This window comes from [Clostridium] citroniae WAL-17108 (assembly GCF_000233455.1).
Taxonomy (GTDB): Bacteria; Bacillota; Clostridia; order Lachnospirales; family Lachnospiraceae; genus Enterocloster; species Enterocloster citroniae.
In genome coordinates this window covers 67,710-92,782 of the sequence record NZ_JH376421.1, presented here as the reverse complement: position 1 = coordinate 92,782, position 25,073 = coordinate 67,710, and the positions used below count along the sequence as shown (strand labels likewise).

The window sequence follows — 25,073 nt, the reverse complement described above, 5'->3', positions numbered from 1 at the left end:
GTGTCAGGGATTGCTGTATTTTTACCCAATGAGACCATGTGCCGTCAGGCGGAGGCCATTCTCAGCAAACGGAAAAACCATGTGATTGTCAACAAGCCCACCACCATTGACAATGTGGTGGAGGAAACCAGGAAAGCCATTGAACTGGGGGCGAACATTGTTGTGGCCAGGGGACATCAGGCCAGTGACGTAAAGCTTTATACCAGCATTCCCACGGTTGAGGTGGTGATGACCGCCCAGGAGCTGGGACTGCTTATCGTTAAGGCAAAGAAGATGGTAAACAAACCGTTTCCCAAAATAGGGATCTTCTGCTGGGAGGGAATGCTCTGTGACACTACTTATTTTGAGCAGCTCTACGAGGTAAAGATCACCACCTATCATCTGGAGAATCAGGATGATTGGTATGAATTGGTGGAGCACGGCATTGCGGAGGGGATCGATGTGCTCATAGGAGGAGAAAAATGTGTGCGCTACGCCACGCAGAAGGATTTTCCCTCAGTGTTCCTCTCAACCACAGGAGAATCCATTGAAATTGCCATCAACCAGGCAGAGACCATGTATGAAATGGCTGAGTCTGAAAAGCACAGTTACGCCCAGTTCTCCACAGTACTTGACAGCTCCTTTAACGGTATTGTAAAGATCGGGGCGGACGGGCAGATCCAGACCATGAACCGGGTGATGGAGGAAATGCTTAAAACCAGCGTCAAATCAGCTGCCGGCCAGCACATATCAGAGATCATGCCATTCATGGACGGGGAAAAGATCGGGAAAGTGCTGGCAGGGGAAGAGGAAACCTATTCCGCCTTTATCAGCAATGAGAAAAACGCCATGGTGGTGATCGCGGAGCCTATTGTGGTAGAGCAGGTGATTACAGGCGCTATCATATCCTGCAACCGGACCATGAGGCTGGACTGGTCGGAGGACAAAATGAAGGAAAAACTTCTGGCCGGGTTTGTAGCCCATGAGAATCTGGACCATATGCTGCTCAAACGGCCGGGGTTTAAGGATGCCGTGGCCCTGGCCAAAATCTACGCCCAGTCCAGCAGCCCCATCCTGGTGGAAGGATATTCCTACGAAGAACTGGAACAGTTCTGCCAGGGAATACACAATTACAGCCTGCGCAAAAACGGTCCCTTTGTGGTGGTGAACGCGGGCAATATACCGGTGGAGCGCCAGATGCACGCTTTATTTGGGATCTCGGAAGCCGGCTTTGATAAAAAGCAGAGAGGTGCGTTACTTAAGGCAAATGACGGAACCCTGGTGATACGCGCCGTGGATAAGCTGGAGCTGCCCGTGCAGAGATATCTTCTCAGCGCGATCCGCAAAAAAAGGTTTGGTCTCCTGGACATTGAAAATGAAAGCGTGCAGCGGGTGGATACCCGTATCATTGCGTGCACCTCCAAGGATCTGAAAAAAATGGTCAATGAGGGAAGGTTCCGCAAAGACCTGTACTACCTGCTAAAGGCCTTTGGGATCACACTTCCCAAAGCCTCGGAGCGCAGAATGGATCTGGAGATCCTGCTGGATGAATATTATAAGAAATACCTGGAACGTCATACCAGATACCATGTGCTGACACCGGAGGCCAGGGAAAAGATCCTCAGTTTCCAGTGGGATAACAATGACGTCCAGTTGGAATCCTTTTGTGAGCGTATGATCCTTACAGCCACCAGGAGGAAAATCTCAGGGGAATATGTTCAGGACCTTCTGGACTCCCTGTACGATCTGTCGGAGCAGGAGGTAAAGATACCCCAGACATCATCAGACAGAGGTTTTCTGGAGGAGGCAAAGATAAAGGATATCCGGGATGCCTTGATGCGATATAACGGGAACAGGATGCTTACGGCAAAGCATCTGAATATCAGCACCTCCACCCTTTGGAGATACATGAAGAAGTATGGGATCTGACCATAGTACGGCCTAAAACAGCGTTGCAGACCTCAGGCAACTGGCGGATGCAGCGCTGTTTTAGGCTGTTTTGCTGTTTTTAAGGGATTAATAAATAAAAAATTTTTATTCTATATCTGCATATAGATTTCAGCGGTGAGATGATATGAAGCGTTTTGTTTTTAAATGAAATAAATTGAACGGCTAAATGAGAAAATAGATATATTGATTAAAAAATGTCTCGGATATCGTATAATATGTCAATTCTCACAAAAACAAAGCTCTGATATAATGATTTTCAGTTAAAAACATATGAAACGGGGAAGAAAAATGTTTGAATTTGCAGACAGAATATGTTTTACAAAGGCCGTATATTACAGTATGAAACAAATTCCTCTTTACAAACCGTTTAAGGACGGGACAGGGGGGATGGGAAAGTTTGCACCGGAAACAGGTTTCCTGGATTTATATGATGATGAAGGATGCTGCGCACACCATCTGGCCATTGGAAGAGGGTTTGTGGAGACCATGCTTCCAAAGCTGTTCGGCGGTGGAAAAAAAAGTTACAATGATTGGCGGCATGATCTGTACTGGCAGGTACGCAATGCCGGTTTTCAGAGCAGCCAGGCAGTGGATGTGGGGCAGGTGGACCTGATGATGCTGGATATCCTTGCCCAGAGACATGGAAAACCCCTGCACCGTTTTCTGGGGGCTGATAAGGACTGGGCTGTCTGTTATAAAGGGGGAGGTTCCCTGCTCCTGACCGATGATGAGCTGGTGGATGATATGACCAGATATGTATCGGAGGGATATAAGACAGTAAAGTTTAAAGTGGGCAGTGACTGCGGCAGGGATATGGAGAGGGACATCCGCCGGATCGCTAAGGTCAGGGAAGCTGTGGGCAGTGAAGTCGGAATAGCGGTGGATGCGAACCAGGTATTTGGGGTGGAGGATGCGGTGCGGTTTGCAAAGATGGCGGAGTCATATGACCTGGAATGGTTTGAGGAACCCATCCACGCCCATGATATGAACGGCATCAGGGCACTGAAGGAGATGGGCGTCAAACAGCCTCTGGCATTTGGGGAATCCATGCGTATCTCCTATGCATATGAGACTTATCTGGAAAAAGGAGTGGATCATCTGCAGCCTTCCGTGGGCAGGATGACAAGAATGGATGACCTGTTGGCCATCAGGGATATGTGCAGGGCCCAGGGAAAGACATTTTCTTCCGGCGGACGCTTGTACCTGAATCTTTTGTTCGGATGCTTATATAATGAGGACGAGCGGATTGAGTACCACGAACCCATCAGCGCGCCTGTGGGGGCATACACATTGTATCCGCCCACCAAAAAAGGAAATCGTTTTTACTGGGAGGATGGTTTTGTGGGAAATCCCCTTCGCATGAATATAGAGAAGCTGGAAAAGGACGGTCTTTTACTCAGCAGGGAAATTTATCTGCCGGATTAAGAACTGGAACTGACGGCAGCAGCCCGTGATCTGAAGATGCGGGAGTCTTGACCAGAGGGAAAGGTGAAAAGGAGGTTATGAATGAAGAGGACAGGAAGACGGGAGAAATATCTCTATTATAAAAGGCAGGCCACACCTTACATACTGCTTGCGCCCATATTGCTTTTTGTGTCACTGTTCCTGCTCTGGCCCATGATCAATGTGTTTGTCATGAGCGTTCAGGAATACAGGCTGCTAAAGCCGGATGAGAGACATTTTATAGGGTTTCAGAACTTTGTGACCGTGTTTACGGAAGACAAAGTATTTATGAAAGCGATTAAGAATTCAGTGGTATGGGTGGCTGTCAGCGTTGCGGCCCAGACCATACTGGGATTTTGGCTGGCTTATCTGCTGAACCAAAAGTTTAAGGGAAGAGGCCTGTACCGGGCCCTGGTCCTGTCCCCCTGGGCAGTGGCAGGCGTTATGGTGGCCATTATCTGGTCCCTGATCTACGGAGAGACCTTTGGGGTCCTCAATGACCTGCTGTTAAAGCTGGGGCTGATCGACCAGAATATATCCTGGTTCTCAGACAGCACCAGGGCTATGACAGCTGTCATTATTGCCAATGTGTGGAGAGGGATTCCCTTCTTTACCATCAGCTACCTGTCGGCACTGGCGGGAATATCCGATGATATCTATGAATCCGCCAGAATTGATGGCGCCAGGACAATGGTGACCCTGTTTAAGATCACCCTGCCCATGATCAAGGATACCATTGTCATCACCACCTTGCTGCGCTCCATCTGGACCTTTAATGCGGTGGATTTGATCAATACCCTGACAGGAGGCGGACCCAATAACGCGACCATGACCATGCCCCTGTATATTATGCAGAAGTTTAAGCTGGAGTATAATTACGGATATGCGTCCGCCCTGGCAGCCATTGCAAGCTGTATCATGATGGTGGTGGCGTTCACCTATATTAAAATCGGTAAACTGGGCAAGGAGGAGATGTATTGATGGGAACAAAAAGAAAACAAAAACTCAACAGGTTTTTCTTCCTGGCAGTGCCTCTGGCAATCTTTCTGCTGATCACCCTGGCACCATTTTACTGGATCCTGGTAACTGCGCTGAAAACCAGCACCGAGGTGTTTGCAAAACCCCTCACCTACTGGCCTGTCAATATCACCTTTGACAATTTTGTGAACCTATTCAAAAAGCTTCACTTTGAACAATATTTTATTAACAGCTTTATCGTATCCATCTCCGTTACCACACTGGTCAGCGTCATGGCACTGATTGGAGGATATGCCATGTCCAGGTACAAATTCAGGGGAAAGTCATTTGTATACGTGCTTCTTCTATGTACCCAGATGTTTCCGGCAGTGGTGCTGATGATCCCTCTGTTTCAGAGCATGAACAATCTGAAGCTGATCAATGACCTGCGCTCTCTGATCATTGTCTGTTCCTGTACAAACCTTCCTTACTGTATGTTTATGATGATGGGTTACTACAATGCGATCCCCCGGACATTGGAGGAAGCGGCCCAGGTGGATGGCTGCAGCCTTCTCCAGGCAGTGTTCCGGATCCTGCTTCCGGCCATGAAACCAAGCATTGTGGCCACCGGAGCCTATGCGTTTATTAACTCATGGAACGTGTATGTGTATGCCACTGCATTTATCACCAGAAAAGAAAAATATACGATTCCCCTGGCACTCAGCATCTTTCAGGGGGAGGCCAACACCAACTATGGGGGAATTGCCGCAGCCTGCGTGGTTGCCCTGATCCCTGCGCTGCTTTTATTTTCCATTATACAAAAGAATCTGGCAGGAGGAGCTACCAGCGGCGCTGTGAAGGGTTAGTCAGCCCGAAATGGAATGTCACTTTCCAGTCCCGGACCTGTTTTGGCCACAACGTCCGCTTTATGGACAGAATACCGGGGCATGGAGGAAATCACAATAAAAATTAGTAGGAGGAACTATACTATGAAAAAAACATTAGCATTGATCCTGGCAGCCTCTGTGGCAGCAGGAAGCCTGACCGGCTGCGGCGGTTCTGGAAAGGATTCATCTTCTGCAGCACCTGACAGTGGAGCGGGAACAGCAGCGGGAACAGAGACAGGTACGGCGGCGGCCGCTGGTGAGAAGCAGACGATCGAGTTCTGGTATCACGCATCGGACGAGCAGTCATCCGTTATGTTTGAGGAGATATTTGATGAGCTGAACGCGTCACAGGATCAGTATGAGTTTGTGTATACCGGATTTGCCAACAAGGACTTCCCGGACGCATTTGCAACAGCGGTGGCAACCGGAACCATGCCGGATGTGGTAAGCCTTGGTTTCTCCAATGTGATGACCTATGTTGCGATGGATGCATTACACCCCATCCAAACCGAATTTGAGGCATGGGAGGACTCGGGAAAGATCGTCCCATCCCTTATTTCCACATTAAAGGACTTGGCAGGAGGAGAGGACCTGTACGGTGTTCCCTACGGATACAATCAGGACCTTTCCTGGTACAACGCAGGGGTATTTAATGAAAAGGGGATCCAGGTTCCCCAGACACAAAAGGAGTTTTTGGCAGACTGCGAGAAATATGCGGATAAGGACAGCGGAACATACTTTTTCAGCCTTCGGGGCAATAAGCCCTATGATAACCTTCTTGGATGGCTGTTTACCTACACGGACGGCCTGGGTTATGAGGGCTCCTACTTTGATGAGAACGGGCAGTGCATTATCAATGCGCCTGAGTTTGCGGAGGCCATGGATGCATATGTAGACATTTATAAAAACGGATGGGTATCCGGGGATAGTGTCAACAATGGATTTAATGAGATGGTGGCTGAGTTTGGCGCAGGCACAGCCCTGTACATCATGCACAACTCATCCTCCGAGAAGAGCCACAAGGCTAATCTGGGCGATGGAAACTATGGGATCACCAAAGCCTTGACCAATGACAAGGGCAGGTACTTTACATCCGCCATGCAGCCCAACATCTTCTCCGTGTGCGACAAAGGCGAGGGCGCTGATTACAGCGGCGCAATGTACCTGATCAAATATCTGTGTTCAGCAGATATCATGAACCATATGGATGAGCTTATGGCTAAGGTCCCCACCAACACGGACTGCTACGAGACAGACTGGTTTAAGGCAGACCACACAATGCAGACCTGTATGGAGATCGTGCAGGATGAGAATTTTGTACAGATCCAGAATCCGTATTGGCTGACCTCATACTTCTCCTTTATCAACGGAGATATGACAACTGACTTCCAGGCCGTTATGCTGGGTGAGATGACCTCTCAGGATTGCCTGGATAAGTGGGCGGATTTCCTCACAAAAGAGCAGGCCGCTTACAAATCAGGACAGTAAGACACAAGGCGCAGGCAGCTGGACTGGCTGCGCCTTTTACATGAAAGGTTGCCGGAGGGGGGTCTGAGGCATACGGGACACGCCCCGGCAATATAAAGGAGGATGCATCAATGGATTGCATATTATTACAGGATGATTTTACATCATTTCCAATCGGCTCATTTCCCTACGACCATGCCCATACGGCCATGGGAGAATATCATTATTATCCGGTTCAGGGCTACACGGGCCAGTGGTATGATCCGATCGTAAATGCCAATTACCGGGGACCTAGCTGGCTGATCACGGAAATGGACGGGGACAGGTATATGGAACAGATGAGGGTGCGTAATCCCCTGACAAAGAATGTCAGCCCTCTTCTGGTTGCCGGAGAGGTGGAATGGAGGGATTACACGGCACAGGTCAAGGTGCGGCCTTTGTGTACCACGGAGGAAGCCGGGCTGGTATTCAGATACCAGACATCCCTGATGAATTATGCATTCTATCTCAATGACCAGAAAGTACAGTTCTGGAAGATTCATAAAAAAAACAGATACCTGATAGCCGAGGCAGAGTACGCATTTACGTCTGACGAACATTACCTTTTGGAAGTAGAGTGCAGAGGAAGTCATTTCACAGGCAGGATCAACGGGGAGACCGTGCTCACAATGGAGGATTCAGACTACGCCTATGGAAAGATTGCGATTTCCAGCTATATGCCGGCCCAGTTCACCGATGTCCTGGTCCGGACAAGTGAGGAATCCTACGAAACCTTTCTTAAGGAAAAACGGGAAAAAGAACTGCGGGTGGCAGAAAAGCGGAGCAGATATGCGCAGCCAAAGCTTCATAAGGTGATCGACCTGAAGAATTATGGGGCAGCAAGGCAGATACGTTTCGGACACCTGATGGGGGGAGATGACTGGTACTTTGTTATGGCCCAGCACCAGAAACGTGTCCATAAGGATCGCTATTCCAATATCAGCTGCCTGACTGCGGTGAATATGGATACAGGGGAGATCCTCTGGCAGGTGGGCGAGCCCTCCGGCCTGAAGGAGAACCAGAATGTCACAGCCGATCTTCCATTCCAGGTCTATGATATTGACGGGGATGGGTATGATGAGGTGATCATGGCCAGGGACTTTAAACTGATGGTGCTGGACGGCCGTACGGGAGAGGTAAGAAAATGGATCCACACCCCAATGAATGAGATACCCGGGGACCAGCTTCTGGGAATCGAATTCCAAAAGCACGGATTTGACCGGCTTAACGTGGATGCTGTCAGGATCGTAAATGTGTCAGGCAATGAGCGCCCATCAGACATCCTGATTAAGGACCGGTATTCGCGCCTCTGGGTGTATAACAGCAATCTGGAGCTTTTGTGGAAATTTAATTACAAAAATACAGGACACTTCCCATATGGTTATGATTTTAACGGGGATGGAAAGGATGAAATTTTCAGCTGCTATAATATGATAGGCAGTGACGGGAACCTGATCTGGACACTTCCCATTGAGATTGACCACACGGACGAGATCATTGTGGGAAAATTTGACCCGGACGAGGATGAGATGATCGCAATGGTTTCCGGCTGGGAAGGCTTTATGATTGTGGATAAGCAGGGAAATATCAGACACCGGGACCTGAACGGGCACGGACAGCGGATCAGCGCGGCCAATTACTGCCCGGATAGGAGAGGACTTGAGATCTGCACCACAACCTACTGGGAGTACCAGGGTATCATCTATCTCCATGACTGTAAGGGAAATGAGCTGTGGCATATGGAGCCGGGATCCAATGGTAATATTATAGCGCCTGTGAACTGGCAGGGGGACGGGACGGAATTGATCCTCCTTAACGGAAATATCAAGTACGGAGGTATGCTGGACGGTGATGGTGACGTGGTGGTTACATTCCCGGACGATGGCCATCCGGATCTGTGCGCAGAGGTGATCAACATGACCGGTGATGCCAGGGATGAGATCGTGCTATGGGACGCCGGACGTATGTTTATCTACACCCAGGACCGTCCATGCGCTATAAAAGACCGGGAATATATCCCGGAAAAATATCCCCATTATAATTCCTCCAATTACCGGGGAGAATATTCCTTTGCCAGGTGGACCCGGAGAACAGGGGAGGAACATGAGATATCGTAATCCGGTGCTGCGTGGATTTCACCCGGATCCCAGCATATGCAGGGTGGAAGAGGACTTTTATATGGCTACCTCCTCCTTTACCTATTGGCCGGGGGTGCCAGTGTTCCATAGCAGGAATCTGACGGACTGGTCTTTGGCCGGGCACTGCCTGACCAGGGACAGTCAGGTACGGCTGGAGGAGAGGCGTAGCTCCAGGGGAATCTTTGCACCCACTCTGCGCCATCATGAGGGCAGGTTTTATATGATCACCACGGATGTGGACGGGATCGGAAACTTTATTGTGCATTCCCCATCCATTGGCGGGCCATGGTCCGACCCTGTGGTCATTGACCAGAACGGCATCGATCCGTCCCTGTTCTGGGATGAGGACGGGACCTGCTGGTACTGCGGGAAGGGGAGTCTGGAAGGAAAACGGGGGATTATTGCATTTGTGCTGGATCCCCTGACCGGTGAGATCCTATCGGATAAATATGTGATCAGTAAAGGCTGTGGTGGAAAATGCGCGGAAGGTCCCCACATTTATAAAAGGGATGGATGGTATTATCTGCTGACCGCGGAGGGCGGCACGCAGTACAGCCACAGGGCAGTGATACAAAGGTCCAGGAACCTGATATCAGGATATGAGCCCTGTCCCCACAATCCGCTGTTATCCCATCAGGAGGAGAACTGGAGGGTGGTCCAGGCCGTAGGACACGGGGACCTGGTTCAGGACCAGTACGGAAACTGGTGGGCTGTGTGTCTGGGAATCCGGATGTTTGGGGATTACCTGCTTCATAACCTGGGCCGGGAGACATTTCTGGTCCCTGTGGTGTGGAGGGACGGATGGCCTGTTATGGGAAAGGACGGACGCGTGGAACTAATGATGGACAGCAAAACGGAACGAATGATGGATGGACCGCCCGGAACAGAGAGGGATGAAATGTGTGCGGCCGAACCTGAAGGGGACGGAACCGGGACTGCAAAAGCGGAGGAAACAAAAGCGGAGGAAACAAAAGCGGAGGAAACAAAATCAGAGGAAACAGAGTCAGAGGAAATTGTCCGGGAGCAATGGGAATTGGATTTCAGAGCGGACAGGATGCCCGGGGATCTATGGTACATACGCAATCCTCACCCACACTGCTATGAAATCGGGGGCGGGCGTCTTGTGCTCAGGGGAAATGATACCGGGCTTGACAACGCTACGGGAAGCCCTGCCTGCATTCTCAGGGAACAGAGGGAGTTTGTGATAGATGCGCGCTCCTGTGTGGACCTAAAAGACTGCGGGCAGGGGAGATTTGGGATGACAGCCTATTACAGCAGCTATAACCACTACGATATGGCGGTTGTGAAAGATGAAACAGGATGCAGGCTCACCCTGTATAAGCACATACATGACCTGGGCGCTGTCACCGGTGAGATCCGGCTGGACCGGGAGAGGGAAAAGCTGTGGCTCAGGATACGGGCAGACAGAGAAGGATATTATTTTGACTACAGCTTAAACAGCAGGGACTGGACAGAGCTGGGCCGGGGAGCGATTGCTGGTTTATGCACGGAGGCCATGATGGAACGGTCATATACGGGAACCATGGTGGGACTGTTTGCAGAGCATGGACAGGGCGTGTTTGAAGAGGGATTTTTAATCATTAGTGAATGGATGGAGGGGGAAATGATCCATGGAATACCAAGATGAAATACTGTGTTTTACAGGAGCAGCCGTCATAAATATAGCGCCGGTTCCCCAAAAGGAGCATTTTTATGACGCCACAGGAGGGCCGTTTACCCATTCCAAGGTAAACAAGTATCTGGAATTGTACACAGAGGACGGAATCATAGGCGTATGTCCCTGCTCCGGCATTATGGAGCTTACTATACTTCCCCTGATTCTTACAGGAGAGAAAAAGACTTTCAGGGAGTGGATGCACAAGGTCTATTGGGCGTGCAGGAACTCCGGGTTTGATGGGGAAACAGCGGCGGAAGTGGGAAGACTGGAGTATATACTAATCGACATTCTGGCAAAACGGGTCCGGATGCCCTTCCACCGTTTCCTGGGGGCTGTAAGGGACAGCGTGGCCGTGTATGGCAGCGGGGGAAGCACTCATCTGAGCGGCAGGGCCCTGGCAGCAGAGATGGAGCATTTTTTGGAATGCGGCTACCGCACTGTTAAGATGAAAGTGGGAACAGAATTTGGGACCCGTTTGGATTATGACGTGGAGCGGGTGAAACTGGTCCGGGCAACCATTGGTCCGGATGTGTCCTTGGCGATTGACGGAAACCATGTGTTTTCGCCGGAGGGTGCCAGGCGGTTTGCAGACAGGGTGGAGGCTTATAACATTGCATGGTTTGAGGAGCCTGTCCACGCATATGATTTTGCAGGTTACTGTGAGTTGGCCCGGGATCTTCCCATAATCGTGGCAGCGGGGGAATCTGTGAGAAACCACTACCTGTTTAAGCCTTATTTGGAAGCGGGCGTCAGGCACTTCCAGCCCACGCCTTCCACTTTTTCCGGGGTAAAGGAATGGATGATGGTAAGGGATATGGCGGCAGATAACGGACTGGATTTTTCCTCCGGCGGCCTTCCTCTGTTTGCCTGTCCTCTCATGGCCACTGCAGGGGAGGATACCATGGAGGAGTTTCTGGAGGTATGTAACCAGCCGGTTCTGGACTGCATGGAAGTTACCATTGAGAACAGGGATGGAAGGTTTCATATCCCCGACCTGCCCGGACTGCCTTTCCGTTTGGATGTGGAATGGCTCAGGCGGAAAGGATTTTTGTTGTCCCATATGTTTTACAAGGCTTTTTAATATATTGTAACAGTTCAGGAAGATGAGCCGTCCTGAACAATTACAATATTTATCACAGAATAATCCGTACAGGGTGTGCTATTCCTACCATCTCCCGCATAAGATATAAAAAAATCCTCAGGAGACTCATTTTGAAGGAGTATATTGAAGAACGTGCGGTAGCCATCGCCAATTACATCATAGACCACAATGCCACGGTAAGGCAGACGGCGAAGAAATTTGGGATAAGCAAATCCACAGTACATAAGGATGTAACCGATCGGCTGGAACACATCAATCCCACCCTGGCTGCCCAGGCAAGGATTGTACTGGACGTAAATAAGTCCGAGCGCCATATCCGGGGAGGTCTGGCTACCAGGGAGAAATATCAGCACAGGCTTCAGATGTGCAGCAGGGAGACAGAAGAGTAGTAGCTGGATAAGGGTGCATTTGCAGGTAGAAGGATATTCCTTGCCTGCAACTGCATCCTTTTGTTAATGAGTACAATACAAAAGAACGGAGGTTGCGATGAAAGAGACGGCCACAGGATTTGAGACATACTTCAGGCAGTATTTAAAGCGAGGTATTTCCGGGGGCGGACCATGGAGTCGTTGGGATTATAAGGATGATCTCATAGTTAAGGGGTGTTATGACCTGTTTTGTGTCACGGGGGATTCCTTTTACCGGGACGTTATTTTTAAAATAACAGAGGGCAGGCTGCTCCCGGATGATGCGCCCTGCCCCTATAATCTGGACATGATCAGCGGAGCCAGGACGGATATGGTCTTTGAACGACTGACTGGGGAGGATAGGTTTCACCAGCGATTTTTGAAGAAGATGGAGTTGTTTAAGGAATATCCCAGGACCAGAAACGGCAATTTCTGGCACAAGGATATTTACCCCAACCAGGTGTGGCTGGACGGACTTTATATGGCCATGCCGGTTTATCTTCAGGATCCCGTTAATTCAGAAGACGCAATGTCCCAGTATGAGAATGTGAGAAGAATACTGTTTGTACCGGAAAAAGGGCTTTATGTCCATGCATGGGATGAGGAACGAAGGAGAGAGTGGGCCGACCCGGAAACCGGCCTGTCTCCCAATGTATGGCTGCGGGCAATGGGATGGTATCTCATGAGCCTGGCGGACTGTTATGAGCTGGTGGAACAAAAACAGGAAGAACGTCTGGCTGAGCTGCTCCAGGAAGCGCTGGATCACTTGATGAAATTCCAGGATCCAGGGACAAGGATGTTTTACCAACTGGTGGACCTGCCCGGGGAGAAGGGGAATTATCCGGAGACATCCGGCAGTGCTATGGCGGCATATGCCTGTATGAAAGGGGAACGCCTGGGAATGCTGCGGTCCGGCAGCTTTGAAGCAGGTGCGCAGATCCTTAAGGGTATTGGGGACACTTGGCTTCGGAACAGGAATGGGACCTGGACACTGGGAGGCATCTGCGAAAGCGCGGGCCTGGGACCGGGGCCCTATAACCGAAGGGACAGGGATGGCAGCGTGAAATATTATCTGAGTGAACCGGTGGTGGAGGACAACCAGCACGGAGTGGGTGCGTGCATGATGGCCTGGAGCGAGTGGCTTCTGGGAGATAATCCCCCACACTAGATATGATGATAACAATCTGCTACAATTATTTTATCAAGGGGTAAAATGGGGGCAGATATGTTAAAGGATAAGATAAAATTGAAGATCGTGCTGATCGCGCCTACTCCGGGCTGGGATTCTATTTTTCAGGAGGTATTGAAAGTTTATCAAACCAATAATCCCAGGACTTATGAGGAGTATACGTTTTCCCTGGAGACGATTGCCAGGCCGGATTATGTAAATTTCCAGAACTTTCATGTGCCCATGGACGCGGATGTGCTGATAACCAGGGGAAGCGCCGGGGTCATGCTGCGAAAGATTGTGGAGATACCAGTGGTTCAGGTCCATATTGGCTTTAACTCCCTGGAACGGGATGTCAAGCGGGCGGTCAGCATGTTCCATTCAAGGAAGATCGGTCTGATCGGCCACAATTTTATCATGTTTAATCTGTCGGACATTAAGAAGATAGGAGGTGCACAGTTAAGTATCTACAATGTTGCGATCCCCAATGATCCGGAGGAGATTAAGCCTGCGGTGGAGGCGGCAATGGACCAGGCGGCAGAGGATGGATGTGATACCTTTATCTGCGGCAACTATGGATATTCTTATGGAAAAAGAAAAGGGTTGAACGTGATCTTCCAGGATATCAGTTTTGAGGAGGCATGGCACGCCATTGTGGAGGCTCAGCACAGCGCGGTGGTCTATAGCCGGCAAAGGCTGAAAACGGAGTTCTATAAGAATATTCTGGATCATTCCTTTGAGGGGATCATCTCCCTTGACAAGGAGTTGCATTTTCGTGCCTATAACAATGCAGCGGTCAAGATCCTGCTGGGGGACATTCCTCCATCTGACAAAGTGGAAGAGCTGATGCTTAAGGTGCTGGAACAAAGCGGGATCATCGGGCGCCTGCAGTCAAAAAAGAGCGAGACGGACAGTATTATTTCCTGCGGAAACCGCTTTTTCGCGGTCAATATTGTGCCGATGAAGTCAGGGGGCAGATTTGACGGAAGCATGATCATGATCCAGGATGTGACTCACATCCAGCAGCTGGAAGGACGGATCCGCAATCAGATCTATGCCCACGGGCATGTGGCAAAACGCTCATTTGACGATATTGTGGGGACAAGCCCTGCCATGTGCGATGTGATAAAACGGGCCAGGGAATACGCAAAAACCAGGGCCAATATCCTGATCTGCGGAGCCACAGGAACGGGGAAGGAGGTGTTTGCCCAGAGTATCCACCAGGAAAGCCTGTGCAGCCAGGGACCTTTTGTGGCTGTGAATTGCGCAGCCCTGACCGAAAGCCTGCTGGAGGCTGAACTATTCGGCTATGTAGGCGGGGCCTTTACCGGGGCAAATAAAAACGGGAAAGCCGGTTTTTTTGAACTGGCCCATGGGGGTACCATCTTCCTTGATGAGATATCTGAGATCCCTCTCAGGGTACAGGGAAAGCTGCTGCGTGTGCTGCAGGAGCGGGAGATCATACGTGTGGGGGATGACAAGGTGACTCCGGTAGATGTAAGGATCATATGTGCAACTAATAAAAACCTGGAGGAGATGATCGCCCAGGGCAAATTCCGGGAGGATCTGTATTACCGTCTGGATGTACTGCACCTGAGGCTGCCAAAGCTTTGTGAGAGAAAGGAAGATATTCCCCTTCTGGCAGAAAGCTTTTTCAGGGAATACATGAAAACAAATCAGAGACAGATGAGTGTGGATCCGTCTGCCTATGCCAGCCTGCAGCAGGCAGAGTGGAGCGGAAATGTAAGGGAACTGCGCAATATCTGCGAGCGCGTCTGTGTGGTTGCGTCTGAAAATATTATTATGGGTCAGCAGATTGAAGACGCCCTGCTGCAAAGAAACAGTGGACAGCATAGTATTCCTCCTGTGATGGAGGGCAAAAGAAATCCCCTGGAGGAGGCTGAACTGCGCTATCTCCAGGAAGAGCTGCATAAAGCCGGAGGAAATCCTGCAAAGGCGGCAAGCCAGATGGGAATCAGCCGGGCCACTATTTACCGCAGGATAAAGAAGTATGGCTTGTGATTTCCTGGGAAACAGATGGAATTGATCATGGGAAAGCGTATCATAGATGAGACATATTCTCAATTATAAAATAAAATTCTCATAAATGAGAAGCTATCAATGTAGAAAGGCGGATAAAGTGCAGTAAACGGTACTTTACCTGCCTTTTCCATTTGGCATCATATTTGCTTTTATAAAATTGTAAATAAAATAAAAGGAGAGAGTAAGATGAAAAAATTTAAAGTCCTGTTAACCTGTGTACTTTCCATTTCTATGATATGCGGATGCAGCCAGCTTTCCGCACCTGAGAGCACCACGTCCGCACCGACTTCTGCTCCTGCAACCACCCAGGCTTCCCAGGCATCAGATCAACCGGAAGCATCAGAAGCGCCGGGGCCTGAACTGGAACCCATAACCTTTAAGGTTGGATTTATTTCCTCCCAGGCAGCCACGGATGAGGCCCACAATCTGATGTGTGATGAGATCGAGCGTCTGTCCGGAGGGGCTATTAAGATTGAGCGTTACCTTCAGGGACAGCTGTACACCGCTGATTCAGACGGGAGTATTGCATTGTCCGAGGGCACATTGGACATGGTTATCATGGGGGACCTTATGGTATCTGCCGCTGCCCCCGAGATCGCGGGATTTACCCAGATCCCATTTGCTTTTGATTCCAAGGAGCAGTGTGAGGAGTTCTGGGAGACCATTGCGGACCAGTGCAATGAAAAGATGCTGGAAAAATATGGGTGCCGCATTCTCTTTGACCACCTTGCCATGCGGGGACCCCGTGTGGTTGCGGCCAACCGTCCATTGATAAAGGCTGAGGATTACAAGGGGTTAAAGATGCGCCTTCCCTCTATTGCGGCCAGTGTGGCATCCTTTGAAGCCCTTGGGGTGAGCCCCATGACATCTTCTATGGGAGAGTTATATCAGGTTTTGCAGACAGGCACGGCCCAGGCGTGTGAATCCCCCATATCCACACTGGATTCCATCGCGATTTATGAGGTCTGTGACTACGCCATGCTGACAGATCACACCTATTCGTTCCGCGCAGCCCATGTGAATGAGAAATGGTGGAGTTCCCTTTCACCGGCGCACCAGGAGATCATCCAGCAGGGCATCAAGGTGGGATTTGACCGCTTTAATGAGCTGGAATCCAATGGTGACGAGGCAATTCTTCAAAAATGGCGTGACAATGGAATGACTGTCATTGAGAACAGTGAGATCGATACCCAGAGCATCAAGGATGTGGTAACTCCGGTGATCCTGGAAAAGTATAAAGATGAGTGGGATATGTCTATATGGGATGTCATTCAGTCACTTAGATAATTGCAAGAGGATGCGTCCTGATCCTCAGAGTCATCCGGGAGGTGTTTCATATGGGGACATTAAAAAAGATTGAAAAACTGGTTTTGGATATCTCGATCCTTCTTTTTGTTGTGATGCTTGGAATTGTGCTTTTTCAGATCCTGGTTCGCAACCTGTTTGGAAAATCCTTTGCCCAGCTGGAGGAGCTTGCCATCATCATCCTGCCCTGGTTTGGTTTTTTCTGTGCCACCTACACGCTCTACCGGGGTAATCACGTGCAGATCGAGTATATCTATGGAAAACTGCCAAAGACCGTGCGCAGGGTCATATTCTGTCTGATCCAGGCGGTGCTTCTGCTGCTTATCGGCGCCATCTGTTATTACAGCTTTGGGCTGGCCATGCGCCAGATGAAGGTGGTCACACCAGCGTTGGGGTGGCCCAACGGAATATCCTATATAGGGTTTCCGATCTGCTCGCCTTTGATGGCGGCGCCGCTGGTCTATAACATTTATAAGATAGTCTGCTGGCCGGAGGAAGACGGGCAGGGGATTGATTTATTACATAAGGGGGATTAAGGGTATGGCAGGTGATCTGTTAGCGTTTTTACTGTTGTTTTTTCTGGTCCTGATCGCTCTAAGAGTGCCGGTATCCTATTCCATGCTGCTCACCAGCCTGGTGTATATCCTCTTATCCCACCGAATGCCCATGTCCTTTATCCCCCAGGGAATGGTCTCAGGTCTTGCAAGCTACAGCGTGATGTGCTCCCCGTTTTTTATCGTGGTGGGCTGTGTGATGAATAAGGCAGGTGTTACGGATGAGATATTTGAGTTTGCAGATTGCCTGGTGGGCCATATCAAGGGAGGACTGGGACATGTGAATGTGGTTGCAAGCCTGATCTTTGCAGGCATGTCCGGCTCTGCCAATGCGGATGCTGCCGGTCTGGGGAATATTGAGATCAAGGCAATGACAGAGAAGGGCTTTGACCGGGATTTTGCCGTGGGCATCACGGCGGCATCCTCTGTGATTGGTCCCATTTTCCCGCCGTCCAATCCAATGGTGTATGTGGGGATTATGGCAGGAGTATCCATCGGCGCCTTGTTCCTGGGCGGTATTGTGGTAGGAGTATTGATGATGCTGTTTATGTGCATCACGGTCTACGCGGTTGCGCGCAAACGCAATTACCCGGTGAGGAAGCGGGCCACGGTCAGGGAAATATGCCATGCGTTCCGCAAAGGCTTCTGGGCACTGATGACTCCGGTCATCCTGATCTTCTGCATCCAGAATGGAAATGTCACGCCCACTGAGGCCGGGGCAGTGGCCCTTGTATATGCGCTTTTTATCAGTATGTTTATCTACAAGACCATTAAGTTTAAAGATCTGTACGGCATCATGGCACAGGCCATAAACAGCATTGGCCTGGTGCTGATGCTGGTTTCCTCGGGAAAGGTGTTTGCCTGGGCCTTGGGGGACCAGCAGGTTGCTGAGATCGTGTCCAAAGGGCTGTTTTCACTGACCACCAATCCCTGGCTGATCCTGCTGCTGATCAACCTGTTCCTGCTGTTTCTGGGGACGTTTATGGAGTCTGTTGCCGCCATTACCATTGCAGCTCCCATCCTGTTCCCCATTGCCCTCTCCATAGGGCTTAATCCGGTGCAGTTTGGGGTTATCTTTGTGCTGAATCTGATGATAGGGGTCTTGACCCCGCCCATGGCAGTCGTCCTTTTCATTACATCGAAAATCGGAGAGATCAGTTTTGAGAGAGCTTTTAAAGCCGTATTACCCTACTATGTGGCATTACTCCTGGTGCTTGTGTTGGTAAATCTTTTTCCGGTGCTTACCCTGGGATTACCTGATTTAATGCTGGGCGGCTACAAGTAATTTTCAGGAGGTATATATATGCATAGCAAAATGAGAGTCGTGCTGGGCCAGTTCCAGACGTTTGATGAGGAGATGGCAAAGTTTGCCCTTCAGCTGGGAATATCGGAGATCCAGATGAATACACCGGCTCTGCCCGGGGAAAAGATCTGGACTTTTGAAGCTCTTAAGGACCTTAAGGAGCGGATTGAGAGCTACGGCCTTAAGTGGACAGCCATTGAAAATGTTCCTCTTATATTTTATGACAAGGTGATCCTGGGTCTTCCCGGGAGGGATGAGCAGATTGAGAACTATTGCCAAACCATACGGAACATGGGAAAACTGGGGATCCCCATGCTGGGACATCATTTTTCCCCTACCTTTGTGTGGCGGACCACCACACAGGCGCCGGGCCGCGGCGGGGCAAGGGCCACTGCCTTTGATGAAAGACAGCTCCGGCCCGGGGACAATGCGTTCCGGGAGATGATGGCCCGCAAACGCCATCTTCTGGATTATGATGTGTTTGAGGCAGTGGATGGAATGACGGCTGATGACCTGTTTGACAATTACAGGTATTTTATGGATGCAGTCCTTCCCACAGCAGAGAAGGCAGGGGTCATGCTGGCCCTGCATCCGGATGATCCTCCCCTGAGAAGGTTCGGGGGGATCCAGCGTATGGTGACTTCCCTTGAAGATTATAAGAGGGCCATGGAGATCGGGAACAGTCCGGCATGGGGCGTCAACCTGTGCCTTGGCTGCTGTTCCGAAAAAGGGGGAAGGGACTGTGCTCTGGAGATGATCCGTTATCTGGGGGTAAGAAAAAAGATACTTAGCGTGCATTTCCGGGATGTGCAAGGTACATTGCCCTGCTTTCAGGAGTGTTTTCTGGGAGAGGGAAACTATGATCCCGCGGAGATCCTGTATGAGTTGGGGAAGGTGGGGTATGAGGGGATCATTATGGAGGACCATGTGCTGAAAATGGATTATGACTCGGACTACGGCCACCGCGCCCGGTCACACGAGATCGGATACATACAGGGGATGATCCAAATGATGGACTTTGCCTGTGGCGAAAAATGAACTTAGTAGGAGGAACATGTTTTATGGCTTGGAATTATCAGTTTATCGCGCGGCTGCCAGAGGATTTTAAGGAGGAGGATATCCTGTTTCTCCGGCAGCTGGGTATTCCGAACGCGTATCTTGCATTGCCCCGTGACCAGCACGACCATCAGTCCCTGAAAAGGATCAAGGAGCAGATTGAGGCAGGAGGAATTAAATTTACATATGTTCACAGCAACCGTTTTACCTTTAATTCGGCCATTGCCCTGGGGACTGAGAACAGAGAAAGGGAATTGGAAGCATATCTGGAATTTTTGGAGATCATGGCAAGTCTGGGGCTGAATATGATTGAGCTGAATATGATGCCGTTTTTTGTATACTCCTCCAACCTGACCTCCTATACCAGGGGGGCGGTGACCAGAACCGTGGACCTGCAGACCATTCTGGACAGCAAGACCGCGCCCCTGGCCAGGTCTGCCTATATACGCAAAGGGCAGGAGGAAGAAAATCTCCTGCTGGAACAGGAATACCAGAGGGCGGCGGCCAGAGGATATACCAGGGAGGAATTGTGGGAAAACTTTGCAGTCTTTATGGAGCGTGTCCTTCCCACTGCCAGTAAATTGGGCATCCGGATCTCCCTGCACCCAAGCGACCCGCCCTGTGTTGAAACCGTGGGAGGTGTTCCCAATCTGATCCGAAGCTTTGAAGATTATAAAAAGGCGTTCCGGATCGCTGACAGCGATTCCCTGGTCATGACCTTTTGCTGCGGGTGCTGGCTGGAAGGAGGGGAGAGATTCGGCGATATAATGGAAGACGCCAGGTGGGCGCTGGAGCATAGCAAGATAGCCACCGTTCATGTGAGGAACATAACCGGTCCGCTGCCCCATTTTGACGAGACATTTTTAGACAATGGATTTTTTGATATGTATCCTTTTTTTGAACTTCTCAGGCAATACGACTACCAGGGTTTTATCAATCCGGACCATCACCCCATTATGGTAGACGGACCCATAAGAAGGATCCCTCAGGGATACGCCTACGGCTATATGAGAGCGCTGGCCAATTGTGCGGACGAAGCAGCACGGGGCAGGATTTTTTAGAATCCCGCCCCGCCCTAATTTGCTCCAGCTGTTGAAACTCAGGAACCGCTCACCATAACCCCGTCCCCTCCGATGACATATCCGTCTACCGTGGTGTTTGTCAGCATTTCTCCGGTGTCCGTGCTGAGATAGTACCACTTTCCATCACTGTCCTGGAACCATCCTGTCTGCATACAGCTGTTTTCGTCAAAATGATACCATTTACCATCGCCTGGATTTTTCACCCAGCAATTGGCGGCATAGGAGCCGTCTGTTTTTCTGTATTTATAGTGTCCGTTGTCATTGATCCACCTGCCCTGGGCTTCATCCGCAGAGAGCATGGATGCTTCCTCCTGATCATAGGCGGCCATAATGATCATGATGGTGCCGCTGCTTTTGTAATATCCAACCCGTGTAAACCAGGTGTTCTGGACAGCGGCAACTGCATCCTCCGTGAGATATACATAGCTTTCCCTGTCGGTGGCCGTGGCGCGGATAAACGCAACGTGGCGGATGTTATGTCCGGTGGCGGATGCCAGGGAGTACACCTTTGACAAAGTGATGCCGCTGCCGTAATCGTAGGCAGCCTTGGCAACGCCGGTCAGATCCGAATCATAGGACAGATCAGACACGCCTTTCTGCCTGCGGTAGGTGTTCAGGTAGGTGAGCTGGTCCGACTGGCCGGAGGGGAAGGGATTCTCCAGGGTCTTGTCCGCGATGTTGCTGATCACACGGCCGTTCTCATCCGTGTTATAGTTTTTACCGTCAATGGTGATGTTCCTGTTTTTCAGCACAAAGTTCTGATAGCCAAATACCTTACTATTCTACTATTAAGTATACCATATTTGGGAAAAAAGGCCAGGCAGAATCCTGCCCGGCCGTTTATTTGCCAACAAAACCAAACGTTCCGACCGGCAGCCTATTTGCCCACGGAATCAAACTCCCTGCAGATTTCCTCACAGGGTGCTGCAGTGGCCAGGGATACGATCACAATGGCAGCGCAGGCAACCAGGAATGCAGGCAGCAGCTCATAGATATTCCAGGCGCCGCCCAGAGGACGCACGCCGTATTTCCACACAAACACCATGACGCCTCCGGCGATCATGCCGGCCAGGGCGCCCTGGAGGTTGCTGCGCTTCCAGAACAGAGCGAACAGCATGACCGGGCCAAAGGATGCGCCAAAACCGGCCCATGCAAAGGATACGATGGTAAATACGGAGCTGTCCGGATTCCAGGCCAGGGCAATGCCCACCAGGGCGATGGCGATGACCGTAAGGCGGGCACTTGCCATGGATGTTTTGCTATCCATCTTGATCTTCAGGAAGTCCTGCAGCAGGTTCTGTGACACGCCGGATGCGGCGGTCAGAAGCTGGGAGTCGGCGGTGGACATGGTACATGCCAGGATTCCGGCCAGGACCACGCCTGCCACAATGGACAGCAGGACCCCCTGGCGCCCAAGCAGGTCGGCCAGGCGGATGATCACGGTTTCCGATTCGGAGCTGGAGGCAAATGTGGGAATACTGCCTGCAACGGAAGCGCCGTAACCGATGATGCCGATAAGAATGGCCACAAACATGGAGATGACCACCCAGACAGAGGCAATGCGCCGTGATGTCTTTAGCTTATCCTCATGGCTGATGGCCATGAAACGCAAAAGGATATGGGGCATCCCAAAATATCCCAGTCCCCATGCCAGTGTGGATAGTATGGTGATAAATCCGTAAGGGGAGGAAGTGTGATCCTGCATGTTGTGGATATGGGTCATGCTCAGATAGCCTGTGAGGGAGCGGGCATTGTCAGCCACCGCTTCCCATCCCCCGGCAACGCTGATGCCAAAGAACACAATGATCACCAGGGCAATACTCATGACAATGCTCTGGATCAGGTCCGTGGTGGATACGGCCATGAAACCGCCCAGAACCGTATAACCGATAATGACAACAGCGCCTGCGATCATGGCAACATGATAGTTCACGCCAAACAAACTGTTAAACAGTGTTCCCACTGCCTTGAAACCCGATGCCGTATAGGGGATGAAGAAGATCAGGATCACAATGGCGGCAATGCACATCAGTATATTCTTTTCATCACGGTAGCGCCGTGAGAAGAAGTCCGGGATAGTGATGGCATTACATGTAACGGAGTAGCGTCTCAGACGCTTTGCCACGATCAGCCAGTTCAGGTATGTACCCGCTGCAAGACCGATGGCGGTCCATCCGGCATCAGCAATACCTGTGAGATAAGCCACGCCCGGAAGACCCATCAGAAGCCAGCTGCTCATATCCGATGCCTCCGCGCTCATGGCGGTCACCAGGGCGCCCAGCTTGCGCCCGCCCAGATAAAACTCATCCGCGGAGTCGCCGCCGCCCTTTTTGCTGAAATAAAAACCTACGTAGACCATGGCAGCCAGATAGATGATAATGGCAGCCAAGATTCCTATTTGTCCAGTACTCATATGTTCCCTCCTGTTATGCAGATCTGCATTTGGCCATGAATGCGTTTCCCCGGACAGGTGCCCGGGGATAAGTAAAACAGCCATAATGTGCACATTATAGCATGGAGAAAAACAGAACGCAATACAGAACGAAGTATAGACTATATACTAGACGATATATATAATAAACGATAAAAAATTAAGTAAATAAAGGGAAAAATAACTGTACGATAATAAAAATATTTATTTATACTTCCTGTGAGGGAAGAAAACTGCTGAGAAATGCAGGCATGACAGACACGCTGTACCTTCTCAGTGAGTACTCACCCTGGCACAGACACCAGTCATAGAGAAGGGCCCGTTCCGATAGGGCATACAGTTTCACCATCTCGCTGACGCTGGAGCCGGTATTCAGTTGTCCGCTGTCCTGTCCCTGGGCAATGATCTTTCTCAAAAGCTTATAGTAGGTGCGGTTGTGGTCCAGCAGATGCTTTTCACCATTGGTAATAAGCTGGGTGGATAACAGGCGCGCAAGCAGATCCATGGAAATACTGTTCTCGATCATGCCAAACAACTCACTGTTAAGGAAGAGAAGCCGGTCCATGGCACTCATCTGCGGCCTGGCATCCAGTATTTCCATAAGCTCCTCGTATTTTTCGTCAAACAGCAGGCTTAGGGTGCTTAGAAGAGCGTCCTTCCCGTCAAAGTAATGGTAAAAGGAACCTTTGGAGGTGTGGGACAATTCAATGATCTCTTCCACCGTGGTATCTTCATACCCCTGCTCATAGAACAGTTTCCATGCTGCGTTTACAATCTTGCCCCGGGTGTTGCGGGTATTTTTTTTTGCCATTTTTCTGATTCTCCCTGTACCTTTCCAGATGATCTGTTGTTTGGATTGCCGCATGATGTACTACATGGGTTATCACTTACCATGTATAACTTAGCATAGTTTCAGGGGTTTCGCAATGCCCGGCCAAAGTGGGCTTGGCCTTATCAAAAATTTTACGTTCATTTTACCGGAGCTTGATAGCCGGGTTTCCAGCAGGGGGATATACTTTAAAACAATGTAATTGAAATGTAAAGACGGAAAGACGGGGAAGCGTATGAAAATAGATCTCAGGAACCTTTCAAAATCATTTTCAGGTAAACAAGTTTTAAACAATATCAGCCTTTGCATTGAAAGCGGAAGCTTTACCACGCTTTTAGGTCCCTCCGGGTGCGGGAAGACAACCCTTTTGCGGATGATCGCAGGCCTGGAGACACCGGATCAGGGGGATATTTATTTTGATGATACCTGTGTGTTCTCCTCCTTCAGCGGCATCAACCTTCCTCCGGAAAAGAGGGGGCTTGGCTTTGTGTTCCAGGATTTTGCCCTTTGGCCTCATATGACCGTATTTGAAAATGTGGCATTTGGGCTTAGGGTAAAAGGAAAGGTGCAGGGGTTGGATCAGCAGGTTAAGGATGCGCTGGAAGCAGTACAGCTTAAGGGGTTTGAGAAACGGTATCCCCACCAGCTGTCGGGGGGACAGCAGCAGAGGGTGGCGTTTGCCAGGGCCATTGCCATCAGGCCGCCCTGCATCCTGTTTGATGAACCGCTGTCTGCTCTGGATGCCATCTTAAGGGAAGAAATGAGAACAGAACTGAAAAACCTGGTGTCACGTCTGGGCACAACCTCGGTGTTTGTTACCCATGACCAGATAGAAGCCATGACCATGAGCGACCGGATCGCGGTTATGAATCAGGGGAATGTGGAGCAATACGAGGAACCTGAGAAGATTTATGAATGTCCGTCCACCCCCTTTGTTGCCCGGTTTGTGGGCAAATCCAATTGGATCAGCCCCAGCGCCATGATACGGCCGGAGCATCTGTCCCTGACTCCTACACAGAGATGGGAGGCCCGTGAGATGGAGGTGGAAGGGGTCCAGTATATGGGAAGCGCCTATGAGGTCATCCTGAGATCCAGGGAGCGGAGCTGGAGCCTGGTCACCCACAAAAGGATGGAACCGGGGCAGCGGCTGACGGTTTTTGTGGATCCGTCCCATGTATTATATTTTGCATCGGAAGGCCATGCCTGATACAGACATATCTCAGGCGGCATGAATGATAGATTGATCAACAGGAGA

At 50.3% G+C, this 25,073-nt stretch carries 20 protein-coding genes; 17 read left to right on the top strand and 3 right to left on the bottom strand.

All coding sequences use genetic code 11. The annotated features are described in order from the left end of the window. The 16 genes from HMPREF9469_RS10445 to HMPREF9469_RS10370 all read left to right on the top strand — a co-directional run bounded on the left by HMPREF9469_RS10445 (position 1) and on the right by HMPREF9469_RS10370 (position 20,537). Positions 1 to 1,908: a sigma 54-interacting transcriptional regulator gene (locus HMPREF9469_RS10445; protein WP_007861734.1), complete on the top strand. Its 1,908-nt coding sequence runs from the start codon at positions 1 to 3 to the stop codon at positions 1,906 to 1,908. Positions 1,909 to 2,217: 309 nt separating this feature from the next. Continuing rightward, positions 2,218 to 3,354: an enolase C-terminal domain-like protein gene (locus HMPREF9469_RS10440; protein ID WP_007861732.1), complete on the top strand. Its 1,137-nt coding sequence runs from the start codon at positions 2,218 to 2,220 to the stop codon at positions 3,352 to 3,354. A gap of 81 nt (positions 3,355 to 3,435) precedes the next feature. After that, positions 3,436 to 4,353: a carbohydrate ABC transporter permease gene (locus tag HMPREF9469_RS10435; RefSeq protein ID WP_007861731.1), complete on the top strand. Its 918-nt coding sequence runs from the start codon at positions 3,436 to 3,438 to the stop codon at positions 4,351 to 4,353. Then, positions 4,353 to 5,195 carry a carbohydrate ABC transporter permease gene (locus HMPREF9469_RS10430; RefSeq protein ID WP_007861730.1) on the top strand — a complete coding sequence of 281 codons (843 nt, stop codon included), beginning with the start codon at positions 4,353 to 4,355 and terminating at the stop codon, positions 5,193 to 5,195. The genes HMPREF9469_RS10435 and HMPREF9469_RS10430 overlap by 1 nt, the downstream gene beginning before the upstream one ends. Positions 5,196 to 5,318: 123 nt before the next feature. Further along, on the top strand, positions 5,319 to 6,704 hold the full coding sequence (locus tag HMPREF9469_RS10425) for an ABC transporter substrate-binding protein (RefSeq protein WP_007861728.1): 1,386 nt from the start codon (positions 5,319 to 5,321) through the stop codon (positions 6,702 to 6,704). Between the two features lie 110 nt (positions 6,705 to 6,814). After that, on the top strand, positions 6,815 to 8,839 hold the full coding sequence (locus tag HMPREF9469_RS10420) for a hypothetical protein (protein ID WP_007861726.1): 2,025 nt from the start codon (positions 6,815 to 6,817) through the stop codon (positions 8,837 to 8,839). After that, positions 8,826 to 10,508: a glycoside hydrolase family 43 protein gene (locus HMPREF9469_RS10415; RefSeq protein ID WP_007861724.1), complete on the top strand. Its 1,683-nt coding sequence runs from the start codon at positions 8,826 to 8,828 to the stop codon at positions 10,506 to 10,508. The genes HMPREF9469_RS10420 and HMPREF9469_RS10415 overlap by 14 nt, the downstream gene beginning before the upstream one ends. Then, a complete protein-coding gene (locus tag HMPREF9469_RS10410; protein ID WP_007861722.1) occupies positions 10,492 to 11,619 on the top strand; it encodes a mandelate racemase/muconate lactonizing enzyme family protein in 1,128 nt (375 codons plus the stop codon). The genes HMPREF9469_RS10415 and HMPREF9469_RS10410 overlap by 17 nt, the downstream gene beginning before the upstream one ends. Positions 11,620 to 11,750: 131 nt before the next feature. Next, the gene (gene spoIIID, locus HMPREF9469_RS10405; protein WP_007861720.1) at positions 11,751 to 12,029 is read left to right on the top strand and encodes a sporulation transcriptional regulator SpoIIID; all 279 of its coding nucleotides are present in this window, start codon (positions 11,751 to 11,753) and stop codon (positions 12,027 to 12,029) included. 97 nt (positions 12,030 to 12,126) lie between these two features. Further along, entirely contained in the window at positions 12,127 to 13,215 is a 1,089-nt protein-coding gene (locus tag HMPREF9469_RS10400; protein WP_007861718.1) for a glycoside hydrolase family 88/105 protein, read from the top strand. A gap of 57 nt (positions 13,216 to 13,272) precedes the next feature. After that, positions 13,273 to 15,237 carry a sigma 54-interacting transcriptional regulator gene (locus HMPREF9469_RS10395; protein ID WP_007861716.1) on the top strand — a complete coding sequence of 655 codons (1,965 nt, stop codon included), beginning with the start codon at positions 13,273 to 13,275 and terminating at the stop codon, positions 15,235 to 15,237. Between the two features lie 207 nt (positions 15,238 to 15,444). Beyond that, positions 15,445 to 16,545, top strand: coding sequence for a TRAP transporter substrate-binding protein (locus HMPREF9469_RS10390; RefSeq protein ID WP_007861715.1), 1,101 nt, complete (start codon positions 15,445 to 15,447; stop codon positions 16,543 to 16,545). A 50-nt stretch (positions 16,546 to 16,595) separates the two neighbouring features. Continuing rightward, positions 16,596 to 17,099, top strand: coding sequence for a TRAP transporter small permease (locus HMPREF9469_RS30630; RefSeq protein ID WP_007861714.1), 504 nt, complete (start codon positions 16,596 to 16,598; stop codon positions 17,097 to 17,099). A gap of 4 nt (positions 17,100 to 17,103) precedes the next feature. Beyond that, positions 17,104 to 18,402: a TRAP transporter large permease gene (locus HMPREF9469_RS10380; RefSeq protein WP_007861713.1), complete on the top strand. Its 1,299-nt coding sequence runs from the start codon at positions 17,104 to 17,106 to the stop codon at positions 18,400 to 18,402. Positions 18,403 to 18,420: 18 nt separating this feature from the next. Next, the gene (locus HMPREF9469_RS10375) at positions 18,421 to 19,458 is read left to right on the top strand and encodes a mannonate dehydratase (protein WP_007861711.1); all 1,038 of its coding nucleotides are present in this window, start codon (positions 18,421 to 18,423) and stop codon (positions 19,456 to 19,458) included. Between the two features lie 23 nt (positions 19,459 to 19,481). Continuing rightward, entirely contained in the window at positions 19,482 to 20,537 is a 1,056-nt protein-coding gene (locus tag HMPREF9469_RS10370) for a mannonate dehydratase (protein WP_007861710.1), read from the top strand. A gap of 38 nt (positions 20,538 to 20,575) precedes the next feature. Here HMPREF9469_RS10370 and HMPREF9469_RS32915 read toward each other — a convergent pair whose 3' ends face one another. From HMPREF9469_RS32915 to HMPREF9469_RS10355, 3 genes are all read right to left on the bottom strand, one after another. Further along, a complete protein-coding gene (locus HMPREF9469_RS32915; RefSeq protein WP_007861709.1) occupies positions 20,576 to 21,310 on the bottom strand; it encodes a hypothetical protein in 735 nt (244 codons plus the stop codon). Positions 21,311 to 21,435: 125 nt separating this feature from the next. After that, positions 21,436 to 22,971 carry a sodium/proline symporter gene (locus HMPREF9469_RS10360; RefSeq protein ID WP_007861708.1) on the bottom strand — a complete coding sequence of 512 codons (1,536 nt, stop codon included), beginning with the start codon at positions 22,969 to 22,971 and terminating at the stop codon, positions 21,436 to 21,438. 226 nt (positions 22,972 to 23,197) lie between these two features. Beyond that, entirely contained in the window at positions 23,198 to 23,800 is a 603-nt protein-coding gene (locus HMPREF9469_RS10355; RefSeq protein WP_007861707.1) for a TetR/AcrR family transcriptional regulator, read from the bottom strand. A 253-nt stretch (positions 23,801 to 24,053) separates the two neighbouring features. Here HMPREF9469_RS10355 and HMPREF9469_RS10350 point away from each other — a divergent pair, with 253 nt between their 5' ends. Beyond that, positions 24,054 to 25,025, top strand: a complete 972-nt coding sequence (locus HMPREF9469_RS10350) for an ABC transporter ATP-binding protein (RefSeq protein ID WP_007861705.1) — start codon at positions 24,054 to 24,056, stop codon at positions 25,023 to 25,025. Positions 25,026 to 25,073: the final 48 nt, after the last annotated feature.

Excerpts from the sequence above, each read along its gene's own strand:
- HMPREF9469_RS10390 (WP_007861715.1), top strand. The coding sequence starts at position 15,445 with ATGAAAAAATTTAAAGTCCTGTTAACCTGTGTACTTTCCATTTCTATG.
- HMPREF9469_RS10430 (WP_007861730.1), top strand. The coding sequence starts at position 4,353 with ATGGGAACAAAAAGAAAACAAAAACTCAACAGGTTTTTCTTCCTGGCA.
- HMPREF9469_RS10350 (WP_007861705.1), top strand. The coding sequence starts at position 24,054 with ATGAAAATAGATCTCAGGAACCTTTCAAAATCATTTTCAGGTAAACAA.
- HMPREF9469_RS10440 (WP_007861732.1), top strand. The coding sequence starts at position 2,218 with ATGTTTGAATTTGCAGACAGAATATGTTTTACAAAGGCCGTATATTAC.
- HMPREF9469_RS10375 (WP_007861711.1), top strand. The coding sequence starts at position 18,421 with ATGCATAGCAAAATGAGAGTCGTGCTGGGCCAGTTCCAGACGTTTGAT.
- HMPREF9469_RS10380 (WP_007861713.1), top strand. The coding sequence starts at position 17,104 with ATGGCAGGTGATCTGTTAGCGTTTTTACTGTTGTTTTTTCTGGTCCTG.
- HMPREF9469_RS10415 (WP_007861724.1), top strand. The coding sequence starts at position 8,826 with ATGAGATATCGTAATCCGGTGCTGCGTGGATTTCACCCGGATCCCAGC.
- HMPREF9469_RS10360 (WP_007861708.1), bottom strand. The coding sequence starts at position 22,971 with ATGAGTACTGGACAAATAGGAATCTTGGCTGCCATTATCATCTATCTG.
- HMPREF9469_RS10400 (WP_007861718.1), top strand. The coding sequence starts at position 12,127 with ATGAAAGAGACGGCCACAGGATTTGAGACATACTTCAGGCAGTATTTA.
- HMPREF9469_RS10410 (WP_007861722.1), top strand. The coding sequence starts at position 10,492 with ATGGAATACCAAGATGAAATACTGTGTTTTACAGGAGCAGCCGTCATA.
- HMPREF9469_RS10420 (WP_007861726.1), top strand. The coding sequence starts at position 6,815 with ATGGATTGCATATTATTACAGGATGATTTTACATCATTTCCAATCGGC.
- HMPREF9469_RS10435 (WP_007861731.1), top strand. The coding sequence starts at position 3,436 with ATGAAGAGGACAGGAAGACGGGAGAAATATCTCTATTATAAAAGGCAG.
- HMPREF9469_RS10370 (WP_007861710.1), top strand. The coding sequence starts at position 19,482 with ATGGCTTGGAATTATCAGTTTATCGCGCGGCTGCCAGAGGATTTTAAG.
- HMPREF9469_RS10395 (WP_007861716.1), top strand. The coding sequence starts at position 13,273 with ATGTTAAAGGATAAGATAAAATTGAAGATCGTGCTGATCGCGCCTACT.
- HMPREF9469_RS10425 (WP_007861728.1), top strand. The coding sequence starts at position 5,319 with ATGAAAAAAACATTAGCATTGATCCTGGCAGCCTCTGTGGCAGCAGGA.
- HMPREF9469_RS30630 (WP_007861714.1), top strand. The coding sequence starts at position 16,596 with ATGGGGACATTAAAAAAGATTGAAAAACTGGTTTTGGATATCTCGATC.
- HMPREF9469_RS10355 (WP_007861707.1), bottom strand. The coding sequence starts at position 23,800 with ATGGCAAAAAAAAATACCCGCAACACCCGGGGCAAGATTGTAAACGCA.